The organism is Vibrio makurazakiensis, from assembly GCF_050337375.1.
Lineage (GTDB): Bacteria > Pseudomonadota > Gammaproteobacteria > Enterobacterales > Vibrionaceae > Vibrio > Vibrio makurazakiensis.
Window position 1 is genome coordinate 1 of the sequence record NZ_JAKJSW010000005.1, and the last position, 12,576, is coordinate 12,576.

Sequence of the window (12,576 nt, forward strand, 5' to 3'; positions counted from 1 at the left end):
GTAAAGAGTTCATTGAAGCAGCACATGTATGTGGTGTAAGTAAGTGGAAAATCATTACACGCCATATTGTTCCAAACGTACTTGGTATTGTTGCGGTTTACTCAACGCTACTTATTCCAAGCATGATCCTTACAGAATCATTCTTATCTTTCCTTGGTCTTGGTGTTCAAGAGCCTATGACAAGTTGGGGCGCATTGCTTCAAGAAGGTTCGCAAACAATGGAAGTTGCAATTTGGCAACTGGCATTCCCTGCGGCATTCATGGTAGTTACGCTTTTCTGCTTTAACTATGTAGGCGACGGTCTTCGTGACGCGCTTGATCCAAAAGACAGATAAATTAAATAGCGCATAAAATTATAAAAGCTATAAAAGATTAAGGAAGCAATAATGAGCTTATTAGATGTCAAAGATCTGCGCGTCGAATTTACCACGCAAGATGGTATCGTAACCGCAGTAAATGACCTGAACTTCTCACTGAACCAAGGCGAAACGCTGGGTATTGTAGGTGAGTCTGGTTCAGGTAAATCTCAAACTGTATTCTCTATCATGGGTCTACTTGCGAAGAATGGTATCATTTCTGGTAGCGCAAAGTTTGAAGGTAAAGAGATTCTTAACCTTCCCGAAAAAGAACTGAATAAAGTTCGCGCAGAACAGATCGCGATGATCTTCCAAGATCCAATGACATCACTGAACCCTTACATGAAAGTAAGTGATCAGTTGATGGAAGTACTGATGCTACACAAAGGCATGGGTAAAGCGGAAGCATTTGAAGAGTCAGTACGTATGCTTGAGGCGGTGAAAATCCCGGAAGCACGTAAGCGTATTACTATGTATCCACACGAGTTTTCTGGCGGTATGCGCCAACGTGTAATGATAGCAATGGCTCTTTTATGTCGCCCTAAACTGCTGATTGCTGATGAACCAACGACTGCACTGGATGTAACTATTCAAGCACAAATCATGGAGCTTCTAAACGAACTTAAAGATGAGTTTAATACAGCTATCATCATGATTACCCATGATTTAGGCGTTGTTGCTGGCTCGTGTGACAAAGTATTGGTTATGTATGCTGGTCGTACAATGGAATACGGTACTGTAGATGAAATCTTCTACAACCCAAGCCACCCATACGCTGAAGGTCTGCTTAAAGCTATCCCTCGTTTGGATACAGAAGGTGAAATTTTACCTACTATTCCAGGCAACCCACCAAACTTATTGCGTCTGCCACCGGGCTGTCCTTATCAGGAACGTTGCCATCGTGTATTAGACCGCTGTAAGCAAGAAGCACCGATTCTGACGCCGTTTGGTAACGACCGTCAACGTGCATGTTTTTCTGATTGGGAGTCTTGGAAAAAATGAGTGTAGATAAGCAATTACTATTAGACATTAGAGATCTTAAAGTTCACTTTAGCATTGCCGCTAAGTCTGCATGGCCTTGGGCTAAGCCTTCTAATCTGAAAGCGGTTGATGGCGTTGATATTCACCTTTACGAAGGCGAAACGCTAGGCGTAGTAGGTGAGTCTGGTTGTGGTAAATCAACATTTGCTCGTGCAATCATTGGCTTGGTTGAAGCAACTGACGGCGAAGTGATGTGGTTAGGTCAAGACCTAACTAAAATGCAGGAAGTACAGCGTCGCGAAACTCGTAAAGAGATTCAGATGATCTTCCAAGACCCTCTGGCGTCGCTGAACCCGCGTATGTCTGTAGGGGACATCATTGCTGAGCCTTTAGAGACTTTTTACCCTGAGTTGTCTAAAGACGAAGTTAAGAGCCGTGTTAAAGAGATGATGGCAAAGGTTGGTCTACTACCTAACGTAATCAACCGTTACCCACATGAGTTTTCAGGTGGTCAGTGTCAGCGTATCGGTATTGCACGTGCGCTTATCTTAAAGCCTAAGATGATCATTTGTGATGAACCAGTATCAGCTTTGGATGTATCGATTCAAGCTCAGGTTGTTAACCTGTTGATGGAGCTACAAAAAGAGCTAGGTTTATCTCTGGTGTTTATCGCGCATGATTTATCGGTAGTGAAGCATATTTCAGACCGCGTATTGGTTATGTATTTAGGTAACGCAGTAGAACTGGGTGAGTCAGATGCACTATTCTCAGATCCTAAGCATCCATACACTAAGGCTCTGATGTCAGCGGTTCCGATTCCTGATCCTCGTTTAGAACGTAGCAAGACGATTCAGATGCTGGAAGGTGATCTGCCATCGCCAATTAATCCGCCTTCAGGTTGTGTGTTCCGTACTCGTTGTCCAGAAGCAACAGAAGCGTGCGCACAAACTAAGCCAACGATTCAAGGCAACGATGTTCATGCTGTTTCTTGTTTGCATGTTCAAGTCTAATATCAATTATAAGGCTAAGTTCAACATAGCCTAAATTGTTAAGATTCAGCCTGTGACAGGCTTAAGCGCGATTCCGTATGGGTCGCGCTTTTTTTGTGTCTGGCTATCTATTCTTAAGCCTTCCTATTCAAATAATTCGAACAACTAAGCCAACTTCTTCTAGTTTTGAAAAAGTTGGCTTTTTTTATACTAGAGAAAAGTTTGGATAATTGAGGTGTGAATATGGGTAAGTTAGTTGAAGGAAAGTGGCACGACGTTTGGTACGAAACTAAATCAAGTGGTGGGAAGTTTGTACGTGAAGATGCCGGATTTAGAAACTGGGTAGAAGATAGTGCGGACGCTGAATTTAAGCCAGAAAGCGGTCGTTACCACTTATACGTATCACTAGCCTGTCCTTGGGCACATCGAACTTTAATCTTCCGAGAGCTGAAAGATCTGACCGAGCACATTGATGTAACCGTCGTTTGCCCTGATATGATGAATGAGGGTTGGCAGATGGGACTACCTGAGCCGTTGTTTGGTCATACAAGAATGCATCAAATTTATACCCAAGCCAAACCAGACTATACAGGTCGTGTTACCGTGCCTGTTTTGTGGGACAAGAAAACCAACACTATTGTCAGCAATGAATCATCTGAAATTATTCGTATGTTCAACTCAGCGTTTAATGGACTAACGGGGAATACCGACGATTATTATCCATCAAGCTTACAAAGCAGGGTGGATGAGTGGAATGATTATATCTACCCAAACATTAATAATGGAGTTTATCGCTGCGGTTTTGCTACGACGCAAGAGGCTTACGATGAAGCTTACGACTCATTATTTGAAGCGTTGGATAAAGTAGATGCCCATTTGGCGACTCATCGATATCTCGCTGGTGAGCAACTGACAGAAGCCGATTGGCGGTTATTCACAACACTAATCCGATTTGATGCCGTCTACGTTGGTCATTTTAAATGTAATAAAAAACGTATTGCCGAATATGAGCATATTCAAGGTTATCTAAAAGAGCTATATCAGATAGAAGGCATCAAAGAGACCATGGATTTTTACCATATCAAGCGTCATTACTATTACAGTCATACAGGCATAAACCCAACACAAATAGTACCTAATGGACCATTTCTAGATTTAGAGTCAGAACATGGGCGAGGTTAGGCTTTAATAACCTGGTTTCTTNCTGATTCCTTAGCCTTGTAAAGAGCGATGTCGGTTTTTTGCAGGGCTCTGTCGAGTTCAGTAGTAATGCACTTTTCCGGTAGTTCTAGTAAACCACCACTAATGGTTACGGCTATCTTATTGTCATCGATAGTGATTTGTAACTGCTCGATTGAACACCTTATCAACTCAGCCTTATCAAAAGCTGTAGCAAAATCTTTAGCGCAAAAGATTATGCAGAATTCTTCTCCGCCGACTCGATAGATTTCACTGTCAGGTAATGTATCTCTTACATTCTGTACTATGGCTCTGAGCACCTCATCTCCGGCGCTGTGTCCATATTGATCATTGACGGCCTTAAACCAATCCAAGTCAAAATGTAAAAGGTGGCTGGTTGCACAGCAATGTAATTTGTTAGCGGCATCTTGCTGGAGTGCCAGTCGATTTCCGGCATTGGTTAAAGTGTCAGTTTTTGCTATTTGTTCCAAACGTTTTTGAACATCTAATCTAATGGTTTCATGGTTATAGGCGATAACCCAGATCATCGTGTACGGAATTAGGAAATTGACAAAAGCAAAGGGGTAAACGTCTTCGATAAATAAGTTAGGGAAGTAAATTAATGATGTGGCGATTAGCATCGAAAACGTTGCTATCGAACCGATTAATCTGTCGAACAGCAGTTGATAAAGAGCTGGTAATACGTAAACCCACATTACGATGGCTGAATTGGTTTTAGTGTGGGCAAAGCCGTAGAGCAGACCAATAGTCACAGTCGCAGCAATAGCAAATGGTTGCCAGGAAAGCTTTTGATTTTTCTTAACCTTGTAATACACATGGACGAAGGTTGAAGAAATCAATACTTCCATTGTTCCCAAGATGTAATCATGGCTAAGAAAGAAGTTTGTCATGGCAACAACGAGAACGAACAAGGCGAGTGTAAGACTCACGTTTTTTAGTACGAGATCTCTGATGGTAGTGTTGTTGGCAAACTCTATAGACATGGGGCTCACACGGTTGAATTTATTTGGTATGATATACTTTATTTAAAACAAAAAAAACCCTAGATAGATGTCTAGGGTTTTTAGCTATCAAACTAGCAAGAAAAATTAGTTGATTACTTTTTCTTCAGCTTGAGCTGCTTGGTCTGCTTGGATAGCCGTTAGAGCTACTGTGTAAACGATGTCGTCTACTAGAGCACCACGAGACAAGTCATTTACTGGCTTGCGCATACCTTGAAGCATTGGACCGATGGATACYAGATCTGCTGAACGCTGTACAGCTTTGTAAGTCGTGTTACCCGTGTTTAGATCTGGGAATACGAATACTGTCGCTTTACCTGCAACTGGAGAGTTAGGCGCTTTAGAAGCGGCTACGTTTTCCATAATTGCTGCGTCGTACTGAAGAGGACCGTCGATCACTAGATCAGGACGTTTCTCTTGAGCAATCTTAGTTGCTTCACGTACTTTGTCTACGTCTGCACCTTTACCAGATTCACCAGTAGAGTAAGAGATCATAGCAACACGTGGGTCGATACCGAATGCCGCAGCAGAATCTGCAGATTGGATAGCGATTTCAGCAAGCTGTTCAGCTGTTGGATCAGGGTTGATCGCACAGTCACCGTATACAAGTACTTGATCAGGTAGAAGCATGAAGAAGATAGAAGATACGATAGAAGCATCTGGAGCAGTCTTGATGATCTGGAACGGAGGAACGATAGTGTTCGCCGTCGTGTGAACAGCACCAGAAACCAGGCCGTCAACTTCGCCAGCTTCAAGCATCATAGTACCTAGGAATACTGAATCTTCTAGCTTCTCACGAGCTACAACTTCAGTCATACCTTTAGCGCCACGAAGCTCAACTAAACGAGCAACGTAGTTTTCACGTACTGACTCAGAATCGATGATCTCAACGCCAGCACCTAGCTCAACACCTTGTTGTGCAGCAACGCGACGGATTTCTTCTGGGTTACCTAGAAGTACACAAGTCGCGATTCCGCGCTCGGCACAGATGGACGCAGCTTTAACTGTACGTGGCTCATCACCTTCAGGAAGAACGATGCGCTTAGCCGCTTTACGAGCAAATTCAGTTAACTGGTAACGGAATGCTGGTGGGCTTAGACGACGAATACCTTGAGTACCTTCAGATAGAGAATCAATCCAAGGGCCATCAATGTGGCTCGCAACGTGATCGTTAACGAATTCGATACGCTCTTTATCGTCTGCAGGAACTTCTAGGTTGAAGCTCTGTAGGTTAAGAGACGTCTGCCAAGTGTTACCTTGCGCTTTAAAGATCGGAAGACCTGTAGAGAACGCTGGTGCACATAGGTTAGCAATGCTTTCTGGAATGTCGTAACCGCCAGTAAGTAGAAGCGCACCAATCTCAACACCGTTCTTAGCAGCAAGAGCAGCAGCAACGATTACGTCAGGACGGTCTGCAGAAGTTACTAGCAGTGAACCTGGTTTGAAGTGCTCAATCATGTGCGGTAGAGAACNTGCACAGAAAGTGATGCTCTTAATACGACGAGTTGAGATTTCACCTTCATTAACGATTTCAGCGTTAAGGTGTTTAGCCATATCAACCGCACGAGTAGCGATTAGATCAATGCTCCATGGCACACAGCCAAGAACACGGATAGGGCTTGTGTTGAAGATCTGCATTACTTCAAGGTTCGCTTGTTGAGCACTGTCTGCATCATCAAAGATTTCAGATAGGTCAGGGCGAGTACGACCAGCTTCATCAACAGGAGCATTCAGTTTGTTAATAATAACGCCTGAGATGTTCTTGTTTTTAGTGCCGCCGAAGTTAGAACATGCTACTTCGATACGTTCTTTAAGCTGAGTCGGGTTGTCTGTACCTGGAGTCGCTACAAACACAATCTCAGCGCCAAGCGTCTTCGCGATTTCCGCGTTTACTTGGTTAGCAAATGGGTGCTTACGAGTTGGTACAAGACCTTCAATTAGCGTTACTTCAGCGTCTTTGTTGATCTTGTTGTATTGCTCAACAACTGACTCAAGAAGTACGTCCATTTTTTCACTACCGATCAAAGCTTCAGCTTTAGTCATCGCGATTGGAGCACCAATCTTGATGTCGCTGTTTGCGCTGATGATAGTAGAAGTAAGATCTGGCTGATCGCCGCCGCTACGAGGCTGGGCAATTGGCTTGTAGAAAGAAACACTTACGCCTTTGCGCTCCATCGCGCGAAGAACACCCATGCTTACACTAGTAAGACCAACACCAGCGCTTGTAGGGATAAGCATAATAGTACGGGACATTGACGAGTACCTTTAACTATTGGAATGAAAAAAGCTCAACACCGTATTCCTACCGAAGTTTATAGAGGGGTAGGAATAGAAGTTGAGCCCCATTTTCTTAATATGACAAACTGACTAGCTTCGAGTGAAGCTAGTCAGAAGAATTAATTAAAGACCTGCTAGTTTCGCAGTGTCTTCAGCAATTACTAGCTCTTCGTTAGTAGAGATAACCATTGCTGGGATACGGCTGTCAGCTGTAGTGATAGTACCTTCGCCGCCGAAACGAGCTTTAAGGTTAGCTTCACCATCGACTTCGATACCGAAGATGCCTAGGCGGTTAAGAACCATTTCACGGATTGGGCCAGAGTTCTCGCCGATGCCGCCAGTGAAAGTGATTGCGTCTAGACGACCTTCTAGAGTTGCAGTGTAGCCAGCAACGTACTTAGCTAGACGGTGACAGAACACGTCCATTGCACGAGTTGCTTCTTCTTTCTCACCGTAGTTGTCTTCAACGAAACGACAGTCAGAAGTCACTTCAGTTAGACCAGCTAGGCCAGACTCTTTAGTTAGCATGTTGTTGATTTCTTCAACAGAGTAACCAAGAGCGTCGTGTAGGTGGAAGATGATCGCAGGGTCTAGGTCACCACAACGAGTACCCATTACAAGACCTTCAAGAGGAGTAAGACCCATAGAAGTATCCACAGATTGACCGTTCTTGATTGCACATACAGAAGCGCCGTTACCTAGGTGACAGTTGATGATGTTAACTTCTTCAACTGGCTTGTTTAGTAGGCCTGCAACTTCACGAGTGATGAATAGGTGAGAAGTACCGTGCATGCCGTAACGACGGATGCCGTGCTCTTTGTACAGGTTGTACGGTAGAGCGTATAGGTAAGACTCAGAAGGCATTGTTTGGTGGAACGCAGTGTCGAATACAGCAACGTTTTGTAGGCCAGGGAAGTTCTTTTGAGCAGCTTCGATACCGATAAGGTGAGCTGGGTTATGAAGAGGTGCGAAAGTCGCAGCGTCTTGAATACCTTTAAGAACTTCATCAGTGATAAGAGCTGATTTAGTGAACTGCTCGCCGCCGTGTACGATACGGTGACCGATAGCGCCAAGGTTAGCTTTAAGCTCAGGCTTAGAAGCAAGAATAGTTTCTACCATGAAAGATAGTGCTTCTACGTGAGCTGCGCCCGCGCCTAGTTGTGCTTCGTGCTTGCCATCAAGTTTCCACTTCATACGAGCTTCTGGAAGACCAAGACACTCAGCAAGACCAGTTAGGTGCTCTGCACCTGTTTCTGCATCAACRACAGCAAATTTAAGAGAAGAACTACCACAGTTTAAAACTAAAACTAGCTTAGACATTAATGACTACCTGTTTATTTTTCTGATCGAAATCAGTTAAGGATGAAAATTAATCTCAAGAATAGACGAAGCACCGTAGCTTGCGTACTAACCTTGGTCAAAAAAACGTTAATTTCCGTATAGTGAGAAGCAATTTTTTACAAAAAAAAATGCTTATGCAATCCTTGCAGAGGTCTTCTCAGTGTTGCGTTAATCGTAAATTACGGCAACAATGAGATTGAGGTCTGCAAATAATAGCGATATTGTGCAAATATAACAAAAATTTTTGAAAGAATATTATTTTTCGTCAATTTTATGCGTTTTTAGTTGATGCTTTAAACTTTTTTTTAATGGGAGACTCGTATGAGCAATAGAGTTGGTCTAGCCAGTAGTTTAAAAGATGGCCAAAAGTACATGGATCTCTGGCCGGTAAGAAAAGAGCTCAACGCAATTTTTCCTGAGCAGCGCATTATCAAGGCAACACGCTTTGGTATTAAAGTGATGCCAGCAATTGCAGCAATCAGCGTATTGACTCAAATGGCGTNTAATAACTATCAAGCGATGCCTCAAGCTGTCGTTATGGCTCTGTTTGCGATTAGTATGCCGTTACAGGGCATTTGGTGGTTAGGTAATCGTTCTAATACGGTTTTGCCTCCTGCGCTGGCGACATGGTATCGCGAGTTGTACCAAAAGATTGTTGAGTCGGGCTTTGCCCTGGAACCGATGAAATCTAAACCGCGCTATAAAGAACTGGCAGCTATTTTAAATCGCGCATTTCGCCAGTTAGATAAATCCTCAATGGAACGCTGGTTCTAGTTTTTAGCAAAAAGAGCGCTTCATTACAGGGGCGCTTTACTTTAGTGAATTAGGAAGAGTGTTTGACATCACTTTTCCTTAAAAGACAAAATCATCCACATTCCACATTCCACATTCCACATTCCACATTCCACATTCCACATTCCACATTCCACATTCCACATTCTCTTATTTTTCTCCGTAATAAATCACCGATCTCCTTTTGTTGTATTTATGTTAAAACTCGCTTTCTTTGTTCCTAAGTTACTGGTACTAATATTGTTAGATGTACATAAAATGTACACGCGATATATAGAATAGAAACAATCACAACATTAAAATAATCAAATTGCTTAAATCAAGGAGTCAGGATGAAAGCAGGTAAAATTATAGCAACAGCTGTTCTAGCAAGTGCGGCACTACTATCTTCTACAAGTATCATGGCCAAAACCGCTAAAGTTGCTGTGTCACAGATTGTTGAACACCCAGCACTTGATGCCGCTCGCCAAGGTCTACTGGATGGACTGAAAGCGAAAGGGTATGAAGAAGGCAAAAACCTAGAGTTTGATTACAAAACGGCGCAAGGAAATCCCGCTATCGCTGTTCAAATTGCACGCCAGTTGGTAGGTGAGAATCCAGATGTTCTTGTTGGTATTGCTACACCAACGGCTCAAGCATTAGTGTCGGCTACACGTTCTATTCCTGTTGTATTTACTGCAGTAACTGACCCTGTTGGCGCTAAGCTCGTAAGGAAACTAGAGCAACCAGGCAAAAATGTTACTGGTCTTTCTGATCTTTCCCCAGTAAGTCAGCATGTTGAATTAATTAAAGAAATCTTACCTAACGCTAAGTCTATTGGGGTTGTATTTAACCCAGGTGAGGCGAATGCCGTTACTTTGGTTGATCTTCTTAAACAAGCAGCTAAAGAACATGGCCTAACTGTAGTTGAGGCAACTGCTCTGAAAAGTGCAGACGTAAAATCGGCAACTCAGGCTATTGCAGCTAAATCTGATGTGATTTACGCACCAACTGACAACACAGTAGCAAGCGCAATTGAAGGTATGATTGTTGCGGCTAACCAATCGAAAACCCCCGTTCTAGCCGGTGCGACGTCATACGTTGAGAAAGGTGCTATTGCAGGATTAGGCTTCGACTATTACCAGGTAGGTATTCAAACAGCAGACTATGTTGCGTCTATTCTTGAAGGTGAGAAGCCGGGCAATCTAGATGTAAAAGTTGCTAAGGGCTCCGACTTGTTCGTGAACGCGCAAGCTGCGAAAGAGCTTGGTTTAACTATTCCTCAATCAGTAATGGATCGCGCGACAAGCGTCAAATAGTACTCCAATCTAAAAGCCAATAAGGCGTTTCGCTTTATTGGCTTTCTAACATTAGTAGGAAAGGGAGTTGTTATGTCTGCTTTTGCATTTTTTGGGGCTCTAGAGATAGGGCTTTTGTATGGCTTGGTGGCGCTTGGTGTTTACCTCACGTTCCGAGTTCTCGATTTCCCCGATCTCAGTGTTGATGGAAGCTTTCCTATGGGAGCCGCCGTCGCAGCTACGGCAATCGTAGCAGGTATCGACCCTTGGGTAGCAACTGGCATGGCTATTGCGGCAGGTGCTGCTACTGGCTGGGTTACCGCTTTTCTCGCCGTTCGTTGTGGGATATTACATCTACTTGCTTCTATCCTCACGATGATTGCAGCCTTCTCGATCAACATTCGCATCATGGGACGACCAAACATAGCTTTACTAGGTGAAGAAACGATTTTAACGCCTTTCGAAGCATTTGGTGATCCAATGTTAATTCGCCCACTGGTTGTCGGTGTTTTAGTTCTCATCTCTGCTTGGTTTATTGTTCGTCTGCTAAACAGTGATTTTGGACTTGGGCTACGTGCAACAGGCGTGAATGCTCGAATGGTGTCGGCTCAGGGGGGAAGTACCTCTTTTTATACTTACTTTGGCTTAGCTTTATCAAATGGTTTCGTAGGGTTTTCTGGGGCTTTATTTGCGCAGACTAACAGCTTTGCGGATGTAACATCTGGCGTGGGTACGATCGTTGTTGGCCTAGCGGCAGTAATCTTGGGGCAAACACTCATACCAGGACGTAAGATTTGGGTGGCGGTTACCGCAGTCATTGTAGGCTCAGTTCTATATCGCTTGGCGGTCGCATTCGCTCTAAGTTCGGGTATGTTTGGGTTACAAGCTTCTGACCTTAACCTGGTCACGGCGGTGCTGGTTGCAGTTGCACTCATTGCTCCGAAGATCAAAGGAAACATGAAAGCAAAAAAGCGTCATAGCTCTGCTCGAACGAAGGTTGAAGCAGAGAAGTCAGGAGAAGCAGTATGATTCGTCTAGAAGATATTCAAGTCACCTTTAACCCGGGAACCATTTTGGAAAACAGGGCGCTAAGGGAAGTTTGCTTAGAAGTTCCTGAACATCAATTCCTTACAGTAATTGGCTCAAATGGTGCCGGTAAATCTACGTTATTAGGAGCGGTTACTGGAGAAACGCCAATGATCGGCGGAAAGGTGATCATTAATGAAATGGATGTGACTCACCAGACGGTTGACCAAAGAGCTAGCCAATGCGCTCGTGTTTTCCAAGATCCACTTGCAGGTACTTGTGGTGATCTTACGATAGAGGAAAACATGGCGCTGGCTTATATGCGCGGAAAACGTCGAGGTTGGAGTTTTTCGTTGTCATCTAAGCGGAGAAAGCTGTTTCAAGAACGCATTAGCATTCTTGGGCTGGGGTTAGAAGATAGGCTAGGGGATAACATAGGTTTGTTATCTGGTGGACAACGTCAGGCGGTAAGCTTAGTGATGTCGACATTATCAGACAGTAAGTTACTTCTGCTTGATGAACATACAGCAGCGTTGGACCCACGTATGGCCGCCTTCATTATTGATTTAACCAAAACGGTTGTTACGGAGTTTAATTTAACAGTCATGATGGTGACGCACTCAATGAAAGACGCATTAGCTTGTGGTGACCGAACCGTGATGCTCCACCAAGGTGAAATTGTATTGGATGTGTCCGGTGATCAAAGAGCCAATATGCAGGTTCCTGATTTACTAGAAATGTTTTCAAAAGTTCGTGGTGAAGAGCTAGCTGATGATAGTTTACTACTCAACTAGTATAAGCACCCCAAATACAAACTAAACTTAAGCCCTTTCCTTGCGAAAGGGCTTCGTTTATTTGGAAAGATATAATAATGATTAGAAGCTTATGGAGCGGGAAGGGTGCTTGAATAATAAATTACATTTAATTTACATCATTAACCGAATGTATTTGCAATAATATTAGTGATGTAAATGTAATTCAAAAAGTTGTAAGGGCTACTAATACATGAAAGTAAATAGGCACTTTAGCCTAACCTTTGTTTTTGTCTTCCCTGCTATTCTGGCAGCGTTGATGCTGGCATTGACTGCAAAAAACTATTACGACTCAGTGAATCGCGATATCTCTAATGAGTACCAGCGAATAATTGAGGTGCTGAAGAGAACCACGAAAGTTGTGACAGCATTAGATTATAGTTTTTCGAATTACTACAAGTCCGGAAACCCGCTTTATCTCGACCATAATATGCGTGAAGTCGAGGGTCTATGCCAAATTTGGCCGATTGATGCGCTGTTGCTCGCCGATGGCAAAGCTACAGATATTCCGACAGTCGATATCG

At 43.5% G+C, this 12,576-nt stretch carries 11 protein-coding genes and 1 pseudogene; 9 read left to right on the top strand and 3 right to left on the bottom strand.

Translation table 11 applies throughout. The annotated features are described in order from the left end of the window. The 4 genes from L4C33_RS00510 to L4C33_RS00525 form a co-directional block, all read left to right on the top strand. On the top strand, positions 1-335 hold a 335-nt coding region (locus L4C33_RS00510; protein ID WP_428810535.1), incomplete at its 5' end, for an ABC transporter permease subunit. A gap of 51 nt (positions 336-386) precedes the next feature. Then, the gene (locus tag L4C33_RS00515) at positions 387-1,358 is read left to right on the top strand and encodes an ABC transporter ATP-binding protein (RefSeq protein ID WP_428810536.1); all 972 of its coding nucleotides are present in this window, start codon (positions 387-389) and stop codon (positions 1,356-1,358) included. Next, on the top strand, positions 1,355-2,347 hold the full coding sequence (gene oppF, locus L4C33_RS00520) for a murein tripeptide/oligopeptide ABC transporter ATP binding protein OppF (RefSeq protein WP_428810537.1): 993 nt from the start codon (positions 1,355-1,357) through the stop codon (positions 2,345-2,347). The genes L4C33_RS00515 and oppF overlap by 4 nt, the downstream gene beginning before the upstream one ends. A gap of 222 nt (positions 2,348-2,569) precedes the next feature. Then, positions 2,570-3,508 (top strand): glutathione S-transferase family protein, encoded by a 939-nt coding sequence (locus tag L4C33_RS00525; RefSeq protein ID WP_428810538.1) that lies wholly within the window; start codon positions 2,570-2,572, stop codon positions 3,506-3,508. Here L4C33_RS00525 and L4C33_RS00530 read toward each other — a convergent pair. The 3 genes from L4C33_RS00530 to L4C33_RS00540 all read right to left on the bottom strand — a co-directional run bounded on the left by L4C33_RS00530 (position 3,505) and on the right by L4C33_RS00540 (position 8,124). After that, positions 3,505-4,509 carry a GGDEF domain-containing protein gene (locus L4C33_RS00530; protein ID WP_428810539.1) on the bottom strand — a complete coding sequence of 335 codons (1,005 nt, stop codon included), beginning with the start codon at positions 4,507-4,509 and terminating at the stop codon, positions 3,505-3,507. The genes L4C33_RS00525 and L4C33_RS00530 overlap by 4 nt on opposite strands. A gap of 105 nt (positions 4,510-4,614) precedes the next feature. Beyond that, the gene (pta, locus tag L4C33_RS00535; protein ID WP_428810540.1) at positions 4,615-6,780 is read right to left on the bottom strand and encodes a phosphate acetyltransferase; all 2,166 of its coding nucleotides are present in this window, start codon (positions 6,778-6,780) and stop codon (positions 4,615-4,617) included. Between the two features lie 147 nt (positions 6,781-6,927). Beyond that, positions 6,928-8,124, bottom strand: coding sequence for an acetate kinase (locus L4C33_RS00540; protein ID WP_428810541.1), 1,197 nt, complete (start codon positions 8,122-8,124; stop codon positions 6,928-6,930). Positions 8,125-8,466: 342 nt separating this feature from the next. Here L4C33_RS00540 and yfbV point away from each other — a divergent pair, with 342 nt between their 5' ends. The 5 genes and pseudogenes from yfbV to L4C33_RS00565 all read left to right on the top strand — a co-directional run. Next, positions 8,467-8,919 carry a terminus macrodomain insulation protein YfbV gene (yfbV, locus tag L4C33_RS00545; RefSeq protein ID WP_428810542.1) on the top strand — a complete coding sequence of 151 codons (453 nt, stop codon included), beginning with the start codon at positions 8,467-8,469 and terminating at the stop codon, positions 8,917-8,919. 350 nt (positions 8,920-9,269) lie between these two features. Continuing rightward, positions 9,270-10,235 (top strand): ABC transporter substrate-binding protein, encoded by a 966-nt coding sequence (locus L4C33_RS00550; RefSeq protein WP_428810543.1) that lies wholly within the window; start codon positions 9,270-9,272, stop codon positions 10,233-10,235. A gap of 72 nt (positions 10,236-10,307) precedes the next feature. Next, a complete protein-coding gene (locus L4C33_RS00555) occupies positions 10,308-11,243 on the top strand; it encodes an ABC transporter permease (protein ID WP_428810544.1) in 936 nt (311 codons plus the stop codon). Continuing rightward, positions 11,240-12,034 carry an ABC transporter ATP-binding protein gene (locus L4C33_RS00560; protein WP_428810545.1) on the top strand — a complete coding sequence of 265 codons (795 nt, stop codon included), beginning with the start codon at positions 11,240-11,242 and terminating at the stop codon, positions 12,032-12,034. Before L4C33_RS00555 ends, L4C33_RS00560 begins: the two co-directional genes overlap by 4 nt. Before the next feature lie 211 nt (positions 12,035-12,245). Further along, positions 12,246-12,576: pseudogene (locus tag L4C33_RS00565) on the top strand (diguanylate cyclase); the annotation flags it as partial.

Coding starts and splice junctions, on each gene's coding strand:
- L4C33_RS00515 (WP_428810536.1), top strand. CDS start 387: ATGAGCTTATTAGATGTCAAAGATCTGCGCGTCGAATTTACCACGCAA.
- oppF (WP_428810537.1), top strand. CDS start 1,355: ATGAGTGTAGATAAGCAATTACTATTAGACATTAGAGATCTTAAAGTT.
- L4C33_RS00525 (WP_428810538.1), top strand. CDS start 2,570: ATGGGTAAGTTAGTTGAAGGAAAGTGGCACGACGTTTGGTACGAAACT.
- L4C33_RS00550 (WP_428810543.1), top strand. CDS start 9,270: ATGAAAGCAGGTAAAATTATAGCAACAGCTGTTCTAGCAAGTGCGGCA.
- L4C33_RS00555 (WP_428810544.1), top strand. CDS start 10,308: ATGTCTGCTTTTGCATTTTTTGGGGCTCTAGAGATAGGGCTTTTGTAT.
- L4C33_RS00560 (WP_428810545.1), top strand. CDS start 11,240: ATGATTCGTCTAGAAGATATTCAAGTCACCTTTAACCCGGGAACCATT.